The organism is Rhodococcus sp. D-46, from assembly GCF_011290655.1.
GTDB classification, from domain to species: domain Bacteria; phylum Actinomycetota; class Actinomycetes; order Mycobacteriales; family Mycobacteriaceae; genus Rhodococcus_F; species Rhodococcus_F qingshengii.
In genome coordinates this window covers 457,730-475,232 of record NZ_JAANTF010000002.1, presented here as the reverse complement: position 1 = coordinate 475,232, position 17,503 = coordinate 457,730, and the positions used below count along the sequence as shown (strand labels likewise).

14 protein-coding genes are annotated in these 17,503 nt (G+C 63.0%); 9 read left to right on the top strand and 5 right to left on the bottom strand.

What is annotated here, in order from left to right; all coding sequences use genetic code 11:
- Positions 1 to 3: 3 nt before the first annotated feature.
- Positions 4 to 843, bottom strand: coding sequence for a DUF1707 domain-containing protein (locus G9U53_RS06885; RefSeq protein WP_007735521.1), 840 nt, complete (start codon positions 841 to 843; stop codon positions 4 to 6).
- Positions 844 to 971: 128 nt separating this feature from the next.
- Between G9U53_RS06885 and G9U53_RS06880 the strand changes: the two genes are divergently transcribed.
- The 3 genes from G9U53_RS06880 (at position 972) to G9U53_RS06870 (ending at position 5,718) form a co-directional block, all read left to right on the top strand.
- On the top strand, positions 972 to 1,391 hold the full coding sequence (locus G9U53_RS06880; RefSeq protein WP_042448217.1) for a DUF5318 family protein: 420 nt from the start codon (positions 972 to 974) through the stop codon (positions 1,389 to 1,391).
- Positions 1,392 to 1,953: 562 nt separating this feature from the next.
- Positions 1,954 to 4,101: a transglycosylase domain-containing protein gene (locus tag G9U53_RS06875; protein WP_007735524.1), complete on the top strand. Its 2,148-nt coding sequence runs from the start codon at positions 1,954 to 1,956 to the stop codon at positions 4,099 to 4,101.
- A gap of 39 nt (positions 4,102 to 4,140) precedes the next feature.
- The gene (locus G9U53_RS06870) at positions 4,141 to 5,718 is read left to right on the top strand and encodes a glycosyltransferase 87 family protein (RefSeq protein WP_065456454.1); all 1,578 of its coding nucleotides are present in this window, start codon (positions 4,141 to 4,143) and stop codon (positions 5,716 to 5,718) included.
- A gap of 2 nt (positions 5,719 to 5,720) precedes the next feature.
- Here G9U53_RS06870 and G9U53_RS06865 read toward each other — a convergent pair whose 3' ends face one another.
- A complete protein-coding gene (locus G9U53_RS06865) occupies positions 5,721 to 6,020 on the bottom strand; it encodes a LuxR C-terminal-related transcriptional regulator (RefSeq protein ID WP_003941253.1) in 300 nt (99 codons plus the stop codon).
- 186 nt (positions 6,021 to 6,206) lie between these two features.
- On the opposite strand from G9U53_RS06865, the gene G9U53_RS06860 reads away from it, so the two are divergent.
- Positions 6,207 to 10,049: a helix-turn-helix domain-containing protein gene (locus tag G9U53_RS06860; RefSeq protein WP_165638504.1), complete on the top strand. Its 3,843-nt coding sequence runs from the start codon at positions 6,207 to 6,209 to the stop codon at positions 10,047 to 10,049.
- Positions 10,050 to 10,055: 6 nt separating this feature from the next.
- On the opposite strand, the gene G9U53_RS06855 is transcribed toward G9U53_RS06860, so the two are convergent.
- Genes G9U53_RS06855 through G9U53_RS06845 form a run of 3 tightly spaced genes read right to left on the bottom strand, consistent with a single transcriptional unit; the run spans position 10,056 to position 12,820 of the window.
- Positions 10,056 to 10,835, bottom strand: a complete 780-nt coding sequence (locus G9U53_RS06855; RefSeq protein ID WP_165638503.1) for a DUF4190 domain-containing protein — start codon at positions 10,833 to 10,835, stop codon at positions 10,056 to 10,058.
- Positions 10,836 to 10,880: 45 nt separating this feature from the next.
- Positions 10,881 to 11,465, bottom strand: coding sequence for a GNAT family protein (locus G9U53_RS06850; protein WP_007735529.1), 585 nt, complete (start codon positions 11,463 to 11,465; stop codon positions 10,881 to 10,883).
- The gene (locus tag G9U53_RS06845) at positions 11,465 to 12,820 is read right to left on the bottom strand and encodes a hypothetical protein (RefSeq protein WP_058039353.1); all 1,356 of its coding nucleotides are present in this window, start codon (positions 12,818 to 12,820) and stop codon (positions 11,465 to 11,467) included. Before G9U53_RS06845 ends, G9U53_RS06850 begins: the two co-directional genes overlap by 1 nt.
- A 210-nt stretch (positions 12,821 to 13,030) precedes the next feature.
- Here G9U53_RS06845 and rpsF point away from each other — a divergent pair, with 210 nt between their 5' ends.
- The 5 genes from rpsF (at position 13,031) to dnaB (ending at position 17,409) form a co-directional block, all read left to right on the top strand.
- Positions 13,031 to 13,318 (top strand): 30S ribosomal protein S6, encoded by a 288-nt coding sequence (rpsF, locus tag G9U53_RS06840; protein WP_003941237.1) that lies wholly within the window; start codon positions 13,031 to 13,033, stop codon positions 13,316 to 13,318.
- A gap of 64 nt (positions 13,319 to 13,382) precedes the next feature.
- Complete coding sequence (locus G9U53_RS06835; RefSeq protein ID WP_003941248.1) at positions 13,383 to 13,907, top strand: single-stranded DNA-binding protein; 525 nt, start codon at positions 13,383 to 13,385, stop codon at positions 13,905 to 13,907.
- 39 nt (positions 13,908 to 13,946) lie between these two features.
- Complete coding sequence (gene rpsR, locus G9U53_RS06830) at positions 13,947 to 14,189, top strand: 30S ribosomal protein S18 (RefSeq protein WP_003941245.1); 243 nt, start codon at positions 13,947 to 13,949, stop codon at positions 14,187 to 14,189.
- 18 nt (positions 14,190 to 14,207) lie between these two features.
- Positions 14,208 to 14,663: a 50S ribosomal protein L9 gene (gene rplI / locus G9U53_RS06825; protein WP_007735531.1), complete on the top strand. Its 456-nt coding sequence runs from the start codon at positions 14,208 to 14,210 to the stop codon at positions 14,661 to 14,663.
- Positions 14,664 to 15,171: 508 nt separating this feature from the next.
- The gene (gene dnaB / locus G9U53_RS06820; RefSeq protein WP_003941250.1) at positions 15,172 to 17,409 is read left to right on the top strand and encodes a replicative DNA helicase; all 2,238 of its coding nucleotides are present in this window, start codon (positions 15,172 to 15,174) and stop codon (positions 17,407 to 17,409) included.
- The last annotated feature ends 94 nt before the right edge of the window (positions 17,410 to 17,503 follow it).

Below are 17,503 nucleotides of genomic sequence, written 5' to 3'. Positions count from 1 at the left end.
ACCCTAGCTCCCGTACGGGTAGGAACGAGAGATCTCGCCCCACGGCGTGACCTCGATGCGTCCTTGGTGGCCGAGTCCGTTCTCTGCATAGATCGCGATCTCCGGGACGCCGTAGTTCGCGTCCACGATCAAGTGGGTGATCGCGGCGTCCGAAACATTGACATAGTCGCCGATGTTCACCATGTACGGCGCGAGCTTGTCGATCTGGATGGAACCGAGGTCGAAGGTCGGCTGGCCCGTTCGCCGCGGAATGGACGTCACTTCCCTCTCGAAGCCGTCGCGAAAACTGATGGACTCGGTGAGAGCGGGAGCATCGGGGACCGCCCGGCTCACTGATGAGTAGTCGCCGTGGAAGCTGGCGTCGTCTACGAACATGTCACCGAACTCTTCTCGATACCTCTCGATGAATGCGCCGATTCCTTCCGGCGTCAACGTGTCGATGTGTGCGATCAGGATCGGTTCGACGGTCGGCTCCGGCACCGGGGTGGTGGTCGGCAACGGCGGAGCGAGGGAAGTAGTGCTGGCATAACTGGCTGTGATGTCTTCCGAGGGCGTCAACGGTGACCGACTCCACGCCACTGCTGCGATCGCGCCGACGACGATCAGAGCAGCAGCACCGACGAACACGGCCTTTCGTGCCGTCGACGTCCGAGGCACCGTTTTGGTCTCGATCTTCGGCACCTGCAGATCGTTGACCAGGCGTGCGAGTGCGAGCAGGGTCTTCGCGGACTTCGCCTTCTCGGTCCGGTCGAAGTAGTCCTCCGCGCTCAACTGCCCTTCGGCGTACGCGGCGTCCAACACATTGCACGTTTCGACGCGATCAAGATCACGAGCGCGCGTCATCGGAGAACGAGAAGACTTCACAGGAAGTGATCGTAATGGCTGGTCGCCATGCCCCCAGCCCCCGAAATGTGTTCATCGTGACCCTCCCGAACCGTCCGTCGCGGCACGGACGCACGTACGCTGGTCAGGTGCGGATACAGCGGCAAGTTGTGGACTACGCGCTCGCGCGTCGGTCTGTGCTGGCCGAAGTGTCTGCGGGTCGGACCGACGTCAAGCAGGTGTGTGACGCCGATCCGTACCTACTCAGAGCCGCGAAGTTCCACGGCCGGGGCAGCGACGTCGTCTGCCCCATTTGCCGCAAGGAACAGTTGACGCTCGTGTCCTGGGTGTTCGGCGACAAGCTCGGTCAGGTTTCGGGATCGGCCCGAACCTCGGACGAGCTCGCTCGGCTTGCGGAAACAGCAGAGGAGTTCACGGTGCACGTTGTAGAGGTGTGCCGTACCTGCAGTTGGAACCACTTGGTGCAGTCCTATGTGCTCGGCGCAGTACCTGCGCCGCCGCGACCGCGGCGAGCACGCCCACCAAGCCGGCGCACCGCCAGCGAGTAACGCCACACCCGAAGAAGGGCCCGATCGAAGTCTGCACGTGATCGGTCCGTGACCACTGGAGATTTGATTCGTGAGTTCCCCCAGCAACAACAACCCGGGCGGCAACAACCCGGGTGGCCGTCCCGTCGGTCCCAACCGTCCCGCCGGACCTCCTCAGGGTCGTCCGCCGCAGGGACGTCCCATGGGCCCACCACCGCAGGGACGCCCTCCGATGGGTCCGCCCCCTCAGGGTCGTCCGCCGCAAGGTCGTCCGATGGGACCCCCGCCCCAGGGGCGTCCGCCGCAAGCCCGACCTGCCGGCCCGCCTCCTCAGGGCCGCCCCGCCGGTCCCCCTCCTCAGGGTCGTCCGCCGCAAGGCCGACCTGCCGGCCCGCCGCCTCGAGATCGCGCCGTAGGCGCTCAGGCGAACGAACCGACCCAGCGCGTCGCGGCAGCAGCAGCGACCACCCGTAGCAACGCGGGCACCCGCCCGCCGGTCGGACCTCCACCGACGAAGCCACCGACAGGTGGCTCCGGTGGCGGTGGCAACGACGGACAACCCCCGAAGGGAAGAAAGAGCACCGTGAAGAAGAAGTCCAAGTGGCGCACAGTTCGCCGCTCGGCCTACGTCTTGGTGGCGCTCGGTCTTGTTCTGCCCGTCCTTGCCTTCATGGCGGCGTACATCGTGCAGGACGTCCCCAAGCCCGGTGACCTCAAGACCAATCAGGTGGCGACGGTCTTTGCCGCCGACGGCACCACGGTGATCAGCACTGTCGTCCCGCCAGATGGCAACCGCGTCGAGGTCTCGCTCGATCAGGTACCGCCGCACGTTCGCAACGCTGTTCTGGCCGCAGAGGACCGCGATTTCTACTCGAACCCGGGCTTCTCGATCTCCGGTTTCGCACGCGCGGCCCGAGACAACGTCCTCGGTCGCGACAGCGCCGGTGGTGGCTCGACCATCACGCAGCAGTACGTCAAGAAGGCGCTTGTCGGCTCGGAGCGTTCGCTGACGCGAAAGATGAAGGAACTCGTCATCTCCTCGAAGATGGCCAACGAGTGGTCCAAGGACGACATCCTCGCCGCGTATCTGAACACCATTTACTTCGGTCGCGGCGCATACGGCATCGGCGCAGCATCCAAGGCTTACTTCGGTAAGCCCGTCGACCAGCTGTCCATCGAAGAAGGCGCCGTCCTGGCGTCGTCGATCCAGCTTCCGTCGCTCCTCGATCCCGAGACCAACCCGACAGGCGCGAAGTCCCGTTGGGATTACGTGCTCGACGGCATGGTGTCCGCCGGCACGCTGGATCAGGCCGCGCGCACGCCGATGCAGTACCCCGCCTACATCCCGCTCGCCCAGGTCGACAACAGCAGCCAGGGCTCGACCGGACCCGAAGGCCTGATCAAGCGTCAGGTGCTCAAGGAGATCGGCGACGCTGGAATCAGCGAGCAGTTGCTCAACACCGAGGGCTTGCAGATCACCACGACCATCGACCCGCAGGCTCAGGCCGCAGCGGTCGAGGCAGCCCGTTCCAATATGGAGGGTGAGCCGGAGAATCTGCGTACCGCAGTTGTCTCGGTCGATCCGAAGACCGGAGCCGTCAAGGCGTACTACGGCGGTGAGGACGGCGCGGGATACGACTTCGCGAATGCCGGACTTCAGACTGGTTCCTCGTTCAAGGTGTTCGGCCTCGCAGCCGCCCTGGATCAGGGAATCCCGCTCTCGCAGATGTACGACAGCTCACCGCTGACCGTCAACGGCATCTCCATCGGCAACGTCGAAGGTGAAAGCTGCGGCACCTGCACCATCGCAGAGGCGCTCAAGCGTTCGCTGAACACCAGCTTCTACCGTCAGATGCTCAGCCTCGACGGCAACGGCCCGCAGGAAATCGCGGACATCGCTCACAAAGCAGGCATCCCGAAGGACATCCCGGGCGTCGGCCCGTCGCTCACCGAGGCCGACGGTTCCGGCCCCAACAACGGCATCGTGCTCGGCCAGTACCAGGCCCGCGTGCTCGACATGGCGTCGTCGTACGCGACACTCGCCGCGTCCGGTACGTATCACGCACCGCACTTCGTGCAGAAGGTCGTCGCGGCCGACGGCACCGTGCTGCTGGACCGCGGCGCGCCCGCCGGTGAAGACCGCATCGACGCTGCCGTGGCGGACAACGTGACGGCTGCGATGCAGCCGATCGCGGCGTACTCGCGCGGTCACAACCTGGCCGGCGGACGTCTGTCGGCGTCGAAGACAGGTACTGCGCAGCTCGGTGACACCGGAGCCAACAAGGACGCGTGGATGGTCGGCTACACGCCGTCGCTTTCGACCGCGGTCTGGGTCGGAACTCCCGACGGTGAAGCGATCACCAATTCCGGTGGCGCGATGATCTACGGCTCGGGTTTGCCTTCGGACATCTGGAAGGACACGATGGACGGCGCCCTCGAGGGCACCGACAACGAGAAGTTCCCGACGCCGGGCAAGATCAACGGTCAAGCCGGTGGTGTTCCGGAGTACACGGCTCCCGCACCGCCCAAGACGTCGGCGCCGCCGACCACCGCACCGACGACGACGGAAACCACTCCGCCGCCCGTGGTGACAACGACGCAGGTCGAGGTTCTGCCGGGCATCACGATCCCGATTCCGGGCATCTCCCGGCCGACGACAACCACGCCACAGGTACCGGGGGCAGGCGAGACCACCGAGGAAGAACCGGCAGGTGTGAGCCCCGGCCAGTAGTTGGAGGGTGGTCGGTTCGAAAGACGGTAACCTCGCGGAGTGGCCGCGAATGCTGATGATGCCGAACCGACCTCCCCCGCTCCGCTGGCCGAAGATCTTCGTTCGGCGGATTGGCGGGACGTTCCCAGTCGCAACGACGCGATGGTGTCTGCGCTGTCGGGAACCGTCGGCGGTCCGGTAGGTCGTCACGCACTGATCGGACGCACTCGCTTCTTCACACCGATGAGAGTGATCCTTCTGCTCGCCGTGGTGTTCTTGGCTTTCGGCTGGTTCGCGAAGGCGGGCTGTATTCAGCAGGCGCCGGTCGGCGAGAGCGGGCAGGTCGGCCTCGACTGGAGTGGCAGCCGTCAGTACGTGGCGATGTGTTACTCCGACACCGTTCCGCTGTACGGAGCCGAACGCCTCGATCAGGGAGCATTCCCGTACAAGACGTCGTGGGAAGAAGTACGCGGCGACGGTTCGATCCAGATGCGGTACATGGAGTATCCGGTCATCTCGGGGCTCTATCAGTACGGCGCAATGAAAGTCGCCAAGACGTGGGATTCGATCACCTGGCTGCCGGGCGCGATTCAGGTGGCGCTCTATTTCAACGTCGTGGCGTTCGGGTTGGCGTTGGCGTGGCTGGTCACCGTGTGGGCGAGCACCCTTCTGGCCGGACGACGAGTGTGGGACGGCGCTCTGATCGCGTGCTCCCCGTTGGTGATCGTGCACGTGTTCACGAACTTCGATCCTCTGGCGACGGCGTTCGCGGCGGGTGGGTTGTTGGCATGGGCACGTAAGCGGCCCGTGCTCGCGGGAATCCTGCTCGGCCTGGGCGGCGCCGCAAAGCTCTACCCGCTGCTCCTACTGGGACCGCTCTTGGTCCTGTGTCTGCGCGCGGGCAAGACGAGGGACTGGCTGGTGACCGCTCTCAGCGCGGTCGCGGCATGGCTTGCGGTGAACCTGCCCATTGCCGCGCTGTACCCCCATGGTTGGTACGAATTCTTCCGGCTCAACTCCGAACGCGGGGCCGATCCGGATTCGCTCTACAACGTGATCGCGTCGTTCACGTCGTGGAAGGGCCTCGACGGTCCTCTCGCACAGGGTGAGTCACCGTCGAATCTCAACGCCGTCTCTCTGCTTTTGTTCGTGGCCGTCTGCATCGGTGTCGGATACGTCGCCCTGACGGCGCAGCGTCGTCCGCGAGTTGCGCAGCTGTGCTTCCTGTTGGTGGCGGGCTTCCTGCTCACGAACAAGGTGTGGAGCCCGCAGTATTCTCTGTGGCTGGTGCCGCTGGCCGTGTTGGCCTTGCCGCACCGCAGACTCCTGCTCGCGTGGATGACCATCGACGCCCTGGTCTGGGTTCCACGAATGATGTATTACCTCGGTGTGTCCAACAAGGGGCTGCCCGAGCAGTGGTTCACCGGAACCGTCGTGATCCGGGACATCGCGGTACTCGTTCTATGCGCGCTGGTGCTCCGGCAGATCTACCGGCCGTCGGAGGATCTCGTGCGGTACGGGTTCATCGACGATCCGGCGGGCGGTGTTCTCGATCAAGCACCGGACAAACAACCCGCCTGGCTACCCGGTTGGTTGAAGCCGTCCAAGGCGAAGGAACCGGAAACCGTCGCGGTCTGAGGTCACCACTCGTCGAGGGTGGTGTACCCGTCCTGGACCGCGCGGGCAAACAATGCTGCCTTCGTGGGAGCCGGCCGCCCGACGTCGCTGTACTTCGTGCGGATCCGAGTGATGTGTGTGTTGACGGTGCAGACGCGTAGGCCGAGTGTCTCGGCGACCTCGGACTTGGAATCCGAACGTAGCCAGGCAAGAAGTACTTCGATCTCACGGACGCTCAGCTTCGGCTTGTGCTTGCCGTGCTTGGGGTTGCCGACTCGGGACACGTTTGCCTCGATCTTCGGAGAAATGCCGATTGAAGACATGCGAGTAGCGCCTTTCGACGGAGGGGATGGGCGTCGACTGCCGTATTTGCAGAAGGGCTGCTGGCTCAGGGTGCGACTGAGACGAGTATTTCGATCGAGGTGTCTCAGTGGAACGGGTGCAACTCTCTCGATACAGAGTCCATACAACGGACAAATCCCCTACCTGCTCCGATAGAGTGCGTCGCTATGAACTCGAAGGCGGAAGCCGGTACGCACAATCAGGTCGATCCCGCCCGGATCGAGTCGCGTGGGCAGTTTGCTGAGACGCTCACTGCACTGCGGAACGCAGCCGGACTGACGGTCCGCGAAGCCGTCGAGCGTTCGGGTGGTTTGCACGGAACCGTCAGCGGATGGTTTGCCGGCCAACACCTGCCGACGCCGGCGAGTACCCCGATGTTTTTCGCGCTCCTCGAGGCCTGCGGCGTCGATTCCGAGGATGAGCGGCAGCGCTGGATCAGTGCGGTGCAACGAGTGAGACAGCTGACGGCCAGACGACGCGGCGACGCCACCGTTCCGTATCGAGGTCTCGAGTCGTTCCGGCAAGAGGACGCCGAGTGGTTCTTCGGTCGAGACGAACTCACTGCCAACTTGGTCGAGCGGGTGGCGTCGGCGATACGAGGTGACGGTCGCCGTCAGTTCATGGTGATCGGTGCTTCAGGATCGGGTAAGTCGTCGTTGCTGCGGGCCGGGCTCGCCCCCAAGATCGCCGGGGACGATCCACGGTTCGACGGTTGGCGGGTGGAAACCCTGCAGCCGGGTACAGGAGGAATCCCGTCGTCGATTTCCGACGAACCAACGGTCTTGATCCTCGACCAGTTCGAGGAACTGTGGACGCAGTGCGACGGTGATCGGCGCGAGGAAATACTGCGGACACTCGCGGAACTCGGTGAGAACACCATCGCCGTCATCGGAATGCGCGCCGACTTCTACGGGCTCGCGGCGGAGGAACCGCTTTTGGTGCCGCTGCTCGACGATTCGCCGATGGTGGTCGGGCCACTGACCGACGAACAATTGCGCGAGGTGATCGTCGAGCCGGCGATCAAGGCCGGGATGACCGTGCAGAGCGAATTGGTTCAGGTTCTGGTCTCCGAGCTGACACCACGCGGCTCGCGTACGGCGAGCGACCCCGGAGCTTTGCCCTTGCTGTCACACGCACTGTTGGGGACCTGGCAACGGTCGACGCGTAAAACTCTGACCGTCTCGGATTACTACGCCACCGACGGGATCGCCGGAGCTGTCCAGCAAAGCGCGGAGGAAGTGTACGGCGAGCTCACAGAGCGGCAGCAGCAGTTGGCGCGCAGGATCTTCCTCCGGTTGGTCAACGTCGACGAAGTGACGCAGACGCGTCGGCGGGCACCGCGCACCGAACTCTTCCTCGGTGACGACGTCGACGACGTGAATACCGTCATCGACCGGTTCGCCTTACGCCGCCTTCTCACCGTCGACGAGGAGACCGTCGAGGTTTCGCACGAGGTCTTGCTGTCCGCGTGGAGTCGGCTTCGCGATTGGATCGACTCGGACCGCGCCGGCCTGGCGGTGCATCGCCGGTTCACCTACGCGGCGCAGGTATGGGAAGACAGTGGACGCGACCCCGGCGCGCTGCTCGGACCCGCACGTCTTCACCTGACGGAAGAATGGCTGAACTCGGGTGAACTCGGTCTCCCACTGGAACCGAGTCGGACCCGCGCCGCCGACCTCAATGCCACCGAGCGGGAGTACCTCGCCGCGAGCATCGAGCATCGTGATCAGCAGGAATTTGCCGATCGCCGACGTACACGCGTGCTACGACGGCTCGTGACTGCGCTGGCAGCCGCGTCGGTGATCGCTCTGGTGTTGGCGGTGGTTGCCACCGTCGCCGGTATCGGCGCCAATCGTCAACGTGTCCAAGCAGATACCGCGCGCGACGAGGCGATGTCGCGTCAGGTGGCCACCGAGTCGATCAGGATGCGTGAGCGGGATCCGTCGCTGGCGTCGCAGCTTGCTCTGGCGGCATTTGCGGTCAACGAAACGACCGAAGCCCGCTCGGCGTTGCTGGATGCGTCGGGCGTTCATTCGGCTACTCGCATCATCGGGCCGCCCGGCGCGATGAAGGCCCGGATCAACCCAGCCGGAACTGTTGTGGCGGTGGGTGGTTCGGACGGAAAAGTCAGGCTTTATCCGATGGTGGACGGTGTTGCCTCAGCCGTTCCGCAGGCGGAGTTCCTCGGAGTCTCGGAGGGCACGGCCCTCTTTGCCGTCGCCTACAGCCCGGACGGACGGCTCCTTGCGACCGGTGGTGCCGGCGGCGCTGCACTCTGGGATGTGTCGGACCCGAAGAATCCGGTTCGTGGAACTCTTCCCGTCGACGGTGAACGGGTAGTGCAGGACATGGAGTTCAGTCCAGACGGAACCAAGCTGGTCGCCGGTACCTCGACGCCCGACGTCCTGCGATGGAACATCGACACCTCCACGAATGCCGTTGCTTTGCCTGCTCTTCTGCATCCAGCTGACGGCATTGTCACCGCGACGTTCAGCCCCGACGGACGTTTCCTCGTGGCGGGCGGGCGTCAAGCGACTCTGCGCGTGTGGGACGTCGCGAAGTGGGGTGAGGAATCGGCGCCGATCTTCGCGACCGAGCCCAACGGCACCACCGTCCACTACCTCGGCGTTGCCTTCAGCCCGGACGGACGTGAGCTCGCGGCGGGAACCACTGGCAGGGAGGTGGTTCGGTGGGACATGAGCGATCCGGCGCGCCCCACTCCCCTGCAGGCACTGACGGGATTTTCCAGCTACGTCAACGAACTGAACTACGGCAAAGACGGAACACGTCTTGCCGCAGGAAGTTCCGACAACTCCGTGCGCGTGTGGGACCCCCGAACCGGGGCATTGATCGAAACACTTCCGGACAGTGGGGCGGTGACCACCGTCGACTACAGCGATGACGGCCGCAATCTGGTCACCGGGGGACTCAACGGTGTGACTCGCGTGTGGGCTCTTCCGGGTCCGATCTGGGCGGGAGCTCGGGACACGATCTTCACCAGTCCCTTTGCCGCGGACGGCTCGCGTCTGGTGGCCGGCGTCGGTGCCAGGGGTGGCGCGATGTTGGCGTGGAACACCGAGGATCTCGATCGCCCCGCGGTGATGCCGGAGTTGAAACCGCAAGGGGCCGACACTTTCAGCGGTGCGTCGGCGGTGTCGGCAGACGGGAACCTGGCTGTGAGCGGCACCGGCGGCGGCGGTGCATATCTTTGGGACCTGAGTGATCCGGCGTCGCCACGTATCTACGGCGAGCCTGCGGTATATGTGAAGGGCATCGTGGCGGTTGTCGCACTGAATCCCGCCGGAGATCTGCTGGCGGTGTCCTCGCAGGACGACAACAGTATTGCGTTGGTCGACGTTTCCGACCCGTCGGCTCCGAAACTGTTGTCGTCGACCGATGTCGGCTCCTACCCGCAGATGATGGCCTTTCAGCCAGGTACCGACATCTTGGCGATCGCGAACGCCACGAACGAAGTGGATCTGTGGGACGTGTCGAACGCAGCGTCGCCCCGGGTGGCGGCGACGGTGGGTGGATTCGAAAGCTACGCATTAGCAGTGTCTTTCAGCGCCGACGGAACGCTGTTGGCCGCTGGAAGTGCGGATCACGGTGTCGCCGTGTGGGACGTACGCACACCGTCGGCACCCGAGGAACTCGCTCGTCTCGTCGGCCCCGAGGGCGCAATCTATTCGATCTCGTTCAACCGCGCCGGTGATCGGCTCGCTGCCGGTGTCGGCGACGGAACCGTCTGGCTCTGGGACATCGAGACTCCCTCGCGGTCAACACGATTTGCGACGCTGTCCGCCTACCCGGGTCGCGTCAACGACGCTCAGTTCGCGGGCGAGAGTGACATGATCGCGGGCAGTGGGTCGGACAAGACCGTTCGCTTGTGGGGAATCGACCCCGACGGCGTCGTTGATCGATTGTGCCGCACCGCAGGATCTCCCATCACGGAAGCCGAATGGGAGCGGTACCTGCCCGGTGTTCCCTATCAGGATCCGTGCGCCGGCTGACGTGGGTCAGTTCATCCAGAACTCGAGCGCCGGTTCCCGACCAAGCTCGCCTCCGCTGCCGGCGATCACCAGTCCGGCGGAGGTGAGCTTGTACGTCACGTCCTTGTTGGTGACGGTGAATCCGTTGCCCGTGGGCGTCGGATCGTCGAGTTCGATGGTGGCGCCGTCGCTCAGCCGTTGACCCTTGTAGTAGTAACGCCCGACTCCGGTTTCGCAGATGACGATTCGTGATCCGGTCGTGACGGCGATGGCGACGGCGGGATTGGTGGAGTTGCAACTGGGGCCGCCGGAGATGAAGCCCTGACGGTTGGTGCCCGAGACGGTCGGCGCTGGTCCGATCGAGGTTGTGACGCGTGGGGGCGTCGTCGTTTTCGGCGCTGTGGTGGGTGCACTCGGCGCCCGAGTCGTGGTCGTGGAGTACGAGTACGGCGTCGTATAGGTGAGACTCCGCGAACTCGCTTCATTGGCGGCGTTGCCGAAAGCGGCGGCGAGCAGCCCGAAGAACGCGATCCACACGATCACGGCCAGGATGCCGAGTGCGGTGAAGATGTAGCCGATGATCAGTCCGGCAAGGGCGAGTCCGTCGCCTTCTTCGCCGGTCCGTTTGATCTGGCCGCGAGCGATGTGCCCGAAGACGATCCCCAACGGCGCGATGAGGAACGCGAAGACGAGGGCGAGTACCGCGAGTGTGTTCGTCGGCCGCCTGCCGTACGGATCGGGCTGCCCGTACGGAGCCGGTTGCCAATTCTGATTGCCCTGGTACCCGTACCCACCCTGATCGCTCATGAGGTGAATCTTGGCATGGACTTCGTCGAAGAGTGCAGGTGATGGCTAGTTTCGGGTACGTGTCTCGAGCTGAGGTGCGATGGTCGGCCAATCGTCGTCGGTCATCGCGAACAGCGCTGTTGTACGCCAACTGCCGTCGACACGGCGTCGGTGCTTGCGCAGCAGGCCCTCGAACTGAGCGCCGAGCTTTGCGATCGCGGCCCTGGACTGTTCGTTGAACTCGTCCGTGTGCCACTCGACGCGTACGGCTTCGAGCTGGTCGAAGGCGTGACGAAGCAGGAGCAGCTTCGATTCGGGATTGATCCCGGTTCCCTGAACCGATCGCGACAACCACGTGTATCCGATTGCAAGACTGCGGTTTACCGGGTCGATCTGGTACATGGACGTGGTGCCGACCACGGCGTTCGTCACGATGTTCACCTGCGCAAAGGCGATCCGATTAGGGTCGTCGGTTGCTGCAGCGATGTACTTCTGTGCCTGTTCCCGATCGGTGATGGGCGATGCGGTCCAACGAAAGATCGCCGGGTCGTCGGCCGCCGCGAGCAGAGCGTCGGTGTGCGCGACGCCCAGGGGTTCGAGTCGGACACGATCACCGGTCAGCGTCGGTGATTCGAACCATGATGCAGTCATCAGGCGTGCTCCCGTGAGTGAGTCGGAAGGTTGTTGTCGGAGTTGGCAATCTGATCGGTCCCACCGGCAAGCGGATACCGCAACGGGACTCGCAGGAACAAGAAGAAGAACACGGCGAGCAGGACGACGTGGCCCCACACGCTCGCCTGGACGACGGCCTCGTACTTGCTCGGATCGAGATTCATGTCCAGTTGGTAGAAGTACCGGAAGATGCCGATACCCAACGCTGCGTCGGCGATCAGATAGGCGACGATCCAGAACCACCGGATCTTGAACAGTACGAGGAAAGGCAGGATCCACAGTGTGTACTGCGGTGAATTGACCTTGTGCAGCAACACGAATCCGCACAGCATCGCGGCACTGACTGCAATCCACGGAAAGTAGCCGTCGCGGACGTAGCGGCGCCAACCCAGATACATCGCGAGCGCGAACGACAACAGGATCATCACCGGAGACAGGATGCTCACCAGTGCGTCGTAGTCGGCGTTGAGTTCGCGAACTCCGAAACCGTAGAAGGGGCGCAAACCCCAGAACCACACCGAGTTGGTGGTGATGTCGGCGCTTCGCTTCTCCTGGAAGCTGAACGACGCGCGCCAGCCTTCGTAGGAAATGAGGGCGAACGGCAGGTTGACGAGGACGACGGTGACGATCGCCGCGCCCGCCGTCATCAGCGCTCCACGAACGTCGTAGCGCTTGCCTTCGGTGCTGCGTAGAAGCACGTAGGCCATGAGCGGCAGCACGAACATTCCCGGGTACAGCTTCAAACAGAAACCGATCGCCAGGATGACGGCCGCCAGAACCGCGCGAGTTCGCAGCGGGATCCGCTCGAACGTCATCAGAAAGATCGCGCCGACGCTGGTGGCCACCACCGGGAGCTCCCAGTTGTGGAATGCGTACAGAACCAGGGGCGGAGTCGCCGACCACACGAGCGCGTACGCGCCGCTCATCTTGCCGAGCATCCACGCCGTGAGCAGTCCGAAAGGAGCCAGGATCAGGGCCGAGTGCAGAAGGAAATCGGTGTCGGTGTGTGAGCCGATACCGCCCAGCCACATCAGAATTCCGCTGAGCACCGGGTATTCGACGGTTCCGCCGGTCAGGAATCCTTCGGGCGTTATCCCTCCGGTGACGAAGGGGAACAGATGCTGATCGATACCTCGTCCGAGCCAGAGCAACTGAATGTCGGAGTAGCAGACGTCGATGTTCTTGTTGACGTCGAAGTTCAGGCTTCGTCCGTCGGGCGCGAACGGTGCACCGCCGCATCTGGCCTTGTTGAAATAGCCCAGCGCCATCGTCAGCCCGCACAATCCGACGACCAACGCCAGGATCGACGCCGGGGTCTTGCGGTCTGTTCGCATGATTCTCACCCTAGGGGGCGCAGTGGCTCGCGGGGTGATGCGTCTGCACCACGCGTCGCGCATCGATCTGGTGGTCTTCCCGGAGGGCCGGGACGATTTCCCTGGTCAAGGCCCCTCGTGTAACCTACGAGGGTTGCTGACGCAACGACCCTCCTGCCACGGATAGTCCGTGGCCGTTTTCACTTAGTCCACAGGAGGTGATGAGGTCTTATGCGTCATTACGAATTGATGGTCATCCTTGACCCCAGCCTGGACGAGCGCACTGTTGCTCCTTCACTGGATACGTTCCTCAATGTTGTGCGCCAGCACGGCGGCACGATCGACAAGGTCGATGTCTGGGGTAAGCGTCGTCTCGCCTACGAGATCCTGAAGCATGCTGAAGGTATCTACGCGGTGATCGACATCAACGCCACTCCCGCCACCGTCGCTGAGCTCGATCGTCAGCTCGGTCTGAACGAGTCGGTTCTGCGCACGAAGGTTCTGCGCCACAACAAGTAATTACTGTCGGTAGCGAGCTCTACTCTCGCGCCCAACGGTCTTACATCAATGCAGGAGGAACCACATGGCTGGCGACACCATCATCACCGTCATCGGAAACCTGACGGCTGATCCTGAACTTCGTTTCACCCCGGCGGGTGCCGCGGTTGCAAACTTCACGGTTGCTTCCACGCCCCGCACCTTCGACCGTAATTCCAATGAATGGAAAGACGGCGATGCGCTGTTCATGCGTTGCAACATCTGGCGCGAAGCAGCCGAGAACGTCGCGGAGAGCTTGACCCGTGGTTCACGAGTAATCGTGAGCGGCCGGCTCAAGCAGCGTTCGTACGAAACTCGCGAGGGCGAAAAGCGAACTGTCGTCGAGCTCGAAGTCGATGAAATCGGTCCTTCACTGAAGTACGCCACGGCAAAGGTCAACAAGGCCAACCGTGGTGGCGGCGGTGGAGGCGGCAACTTCGGCGGTTCCTCCGGCGGATCGGGTGGCGGACGTCCGAGCGCTGCACCTTCGGGTGGAGACGATCCTTGGGGCAGTGCGCCTCAGGCTTCGGGCTCCTTCGGTGGTGCGGGCAGCGACGAACCGCCCTTCTGATCCGTACCTGATCAGGAACATCCAGAAAAGAGCAAAGACATGCCGAAGCCGCCCTTGCGCGACAAGGTTATGAAGAAGAAGGTCTGCACCTTCTGCAAAGAGAAGAACACGCAGATCAACTACAAGGACACGACGTTGCTTCGTAAGTACGTCAGCGATCGCGGAAAGATCCGTGCTCGCCGTGTCACCGGCAATTGCGTCCAGCACCAGCGCGACGTTGCCATTGCCGTCAAGAACTCACGTGAGGTAGCACTGCTGCCTTACGCCACCGTGGCTCGCTAAGGAAAGGGAGGAAAGAACATGAAGCTCATCCTCACCGCTGACGTGGACAACCTCGGTGCGCCTGGCGACACCGTGGAGGTCAAGGACGGCTACGGCCGTAACTACCTGCTCCCCCGCGGACTGGCAATCGTCGCCACCCGTGGCGCCGAGAAGCAGGTCGAGGGCATCCGTCGTGCACAGGAAGCGCGCGCTGTGCGCGGCCTGGATCACGCCAAGGAGCTCAAGGCAGCTATCGAGGGCCTCGAGTCCGTAACGCTGACGGTCAAGACCGCCGGTGGCTCGGGCAAGCTCTTCGGTTCGGTTACCGTCGCTGACGTCGCTGCTGCGATCAAGGCTGCCGGTGGACCGGTTGTCGACAAGCGCTCCATCGTGTTGCCGAAGGCTCACATCAAGAACACGGGCAAGCACGCCGTGGTCGTGAACCTGCACCCCGATGTGGTTGCCAAGTTCAACCTGAACGTCGTCGGCGCATAGTCGACTGTTCGTCTCGCCGGGCCCCGCACACTTCGGTGTGCGGGGCCCGACGTTTTGTTTCGGGGTGCGGTGTGCCGCCTGACAGCGTCCCGAATCGGACCTGGGGATAACTCTCACACTGTGATGTTCGACTTGGTGATCAGTGACGAATCGGGCGAGGCAACACGCCCGACACACCGACGCGCCGACTGTGGAAAAACTATTTTCATCAACAGGCCTGTGAAATTGTGGATAGCCATCTACCTGGTCTTTTGTAGTTACTAAGCAAAGTAGTCCCCAAATGCTCCACAGGCGGTGCACACCGTGGGGCGGGAGTTTCCACAAAGCATCCACAGCTTTATCCACAGTCCGGTTTGTATGCGGACCTACTAGTCCCTAACGTCATCTCGGCGTCTATCTACAGCCCGGCCGAATGCGGCTAGGGGATGTCGGTGGGGGCAGGTACAAATGATGAGGGCGCTGCGGTTTCTGGCAGTGTCGTCGAGTGTTTTACGGGAAGGTCTCGCTTGTGGCTGTTGTAGATGATCGAGGACCTTCCGACTTCTCGGGGCCGGACTACCCGGGCCCTCCCGAGGCCGAGCCCGACCAGGAGTTCGGACGCCAGCCACCTCAGGACATGACTGCCGAGCAGTCGGTGCTCGGCGGCATGCTGCTGAGCAAGGACGCCATCGCTGACGTCCTCGAGGTACTGCGCCCGGGTGACTTCTACCGGCCCGCTCACCAGTCCGTCTACGACGTGATCCTGGACCTCTACAGCCGTGGCGAGCCCGCCGACCCGGTGACGGTCTCCGCCGAGCTCGACCGTCGAGGTGAGCTCCGCCGTATCGGTGGTGCTGCCTACCTGGTGACGCTGACCCAGACAGTGCCCACAGCCGCCAACGCCGCCTTCTATGCCGAGATCGTGGCCGAGAAGTCCGTGCTGCGTCGTCTGGTCGACGCCGGTACGCGCATCGTCCAGTACGGCTACGCCGGCACCGAGGGCCAGGACGTGGCCGAGGTTGTCGACCGCGCGCAGGCCGAGATCTTCGAGGTCACCGAGCGTCGAACCACCGAGGACTTCGTACCCCTCACCGAGCTCCTCCAGCCCACGATGGACGAGATCGACTCCATCGCCAGCCGCGGCGGAATTTCCCTCGGTGTGCCCACCGGATTCAAGGATCTCGACGAGATCACCAACGGCCTTCACGCTGGTCAGATGATTATCGTCGCGGCCCGTCCTGGTGTGGGCAAGGCGCTTGCCCTCGATACTCCCCTCGCGACGCCCAGTGGCTGGACCACGATGGGTGACGTTGCTGTCGGCGATCTGTTGATCGACAACCACGGCAAGCCGACGCGGGTTGTTGCCGCTACCGACGTGATGGTTGACCGTCCTTGCTACGAGGTCGAGTTTTCCGATGGAACAGTGTTGGTGGCCGACGAGCAGCATCAGTGGTTGACGGAGACCTCCAGTGTTTCGGTCCGCACTACCGCCGATATTTACGCCCATCTGGATTCCGGGCATCGAGTTGCCAACACTGCTGCCTTGGATTTTGCGGCCCAGGAACTCGTGACTCCCGCTTACACCTTCGGTGTGTGGTTGGGCACCGACGGTGCTCTCGATTCGGTTGACCCCGAGATTGCCATGTTCCTCGAGGGCGATGGTTGCGCCCAGGTGTCCTTGGAAGACAAGCGCATTCCGGCCGAGTACCTCCGTGGCCCCATCGGGCAGCGACGCGACCTGCTGGCAGGCATCCTCGATGTTGCGGGTGTTGTCGGCGACGACGGTTCGATTGCCTTGGCGATTGCACATCAAGGTCTGTCAGGCGATATCGCGGAGTTGGTTGTTGGCCTCGGTTTTGGAGTAACAGTTGCAGGCGAATCAGTTCTGTCGATTGTTGCAAACGCAGATGTGTTCCGCGTTTCTCGAAAGATGTTGTTCCACAAGGAACTGCGCGCCGAGGATCACGGATCGCGCTTCATTGTCGACGTTCGGCCAATTGCGAGTGTTCCGGTTCGCTGCGTCGAGGTCGACAACGCCGACCACATGTACCTGGCCGGTCATTCGATGGTCCCGACGCACAACTCCACGCTCGGAATGGATTTCCTGCGTTCCTGCTCCATCACACACGGCATGGCCAGCGTCATGTTCTCGTTGGAAATGAGTAAAACCGAGATCGTGATGCGTCTGCTGTCCGCAGAAGCGAAGATCAAGCTCGGTGACATGCGCTCCGGCAAGATGACCGACGACGACTGGACCAAGCTCGCACGTCGTATGAGTGAGATCAGTGAGGCGCCGCTCTTCATCGACGACTCCCCCAACCTCACGATGATGGAGATTCGCGCAAAAGCTCGACGGCTCAAGCAGAAACACGATATTCGCCTGATCGTCATCGACTACCTGCAGCTGATGAGCTCGGGTAAGAAGGTCGAGTCTCGTCAGCAGGAAGTTTCCGAATTCTCCCGTAGCCTAAAGCTTTTGGCGAAGGAGCTCGAAGTTCCTGTTGTCGCGATCTGTCAGCTCAACCGTGGTCCCGAGCAGCGAACCGACAAGCGCCCGCAGGTGGCCGACCTTCGCGAGTCTGGTTCACTCGAGCAGGACGCCGACATGGTGATCCTGTTGTATCGCCCTGACGCGACTGAGCGAGACGATCCCCGTGGCGGTGAAGCCGACTTGATTCTGGGTAAGCACCGTAACGGTCCGACCGCGACAATCACTGTGGCGCACCAACTTCACCTGTCCAAGTTCGTGGATATGGCGCGGGGATAGCTGCTGCTGTCGAGATGCAGCGCAGATTAGCGAGACGCGCCCCGCTACTTTGACGGGTCTCGGGCGAGTCGCCGAAGTTCGTCAAAGTATGTGC

Bases quoted from the DNA above. Each gene is read 5' to 3' on its own strand.
- G9U53_RS06865 (WP_003941253.1), bottom strand. From the start codon at position 6,020: ATGTCTTCAATCGGCATTTCTCCGAAGATCGAGGCAAACGTGTCCCGA.
- G9U53_RS06860 (WP_165638504.1), top strand. From the start codon at position 6,207: ATGAACTCGAAGGCGGAAGCCGGTACGCACAATCAGGTCGATCCCGCC.
- rpsF (WP_003941237.1), top strand. From the start codon at position 13,031: ATGCGTCATTACGAATTGATGGTCATCCTTGACCCCAGCCTGGACGAG.
- G9U53_RS06845 (WP_058039353.1), bottom strand. From the start codon at position 12,820: ATGCGAACAGACCGCAAGACCCCGGCGTCGATCCTGGCGTTGGTCGTC.
- rplI (WP_007735531.1), top strand. From the start codon at position 14,208: ATGAAGCTCATCCTCACCGCTGACGTGGACAACCTCGGTGCGCCTGGC.
- rpsR (WP_003941245.1), top strand. From the start codon at position 13,947: ATGCCGAAGCCGCCCTTGCGCGACAAGGTTATGAAGAAGAAGGTCTGC.
- G9U53_RS06835 (WP_003941248.1), top strand. From the start codon at position 13,383: ATGGCTGGCGACACCATCATCACCGTCATCGGAAACCTGACGGCTGAT.
- G9U53_RS06850 (WP_007735529.1), bottom strand. From the start codon at position 11,465: ATGACTGCATCATGGTTCGAATCACCGACGCTGACCGGTGATCGTGTC.
- G9U53_RS06885 (WP_007735521.1), bottom strand. From the start codon at position 843: ATGACGCGCGCTCGTGATCTTGATCGCGTCGAAACGTGCAATGTGTTG.
- G9U53_RS06855 (WP_165638503.1), bottom strand. From the start codon at position 10,835: ATGAGCGATCAGGGTGGGTACGGGTACCAGGGCAATCAGAATTGGCAA.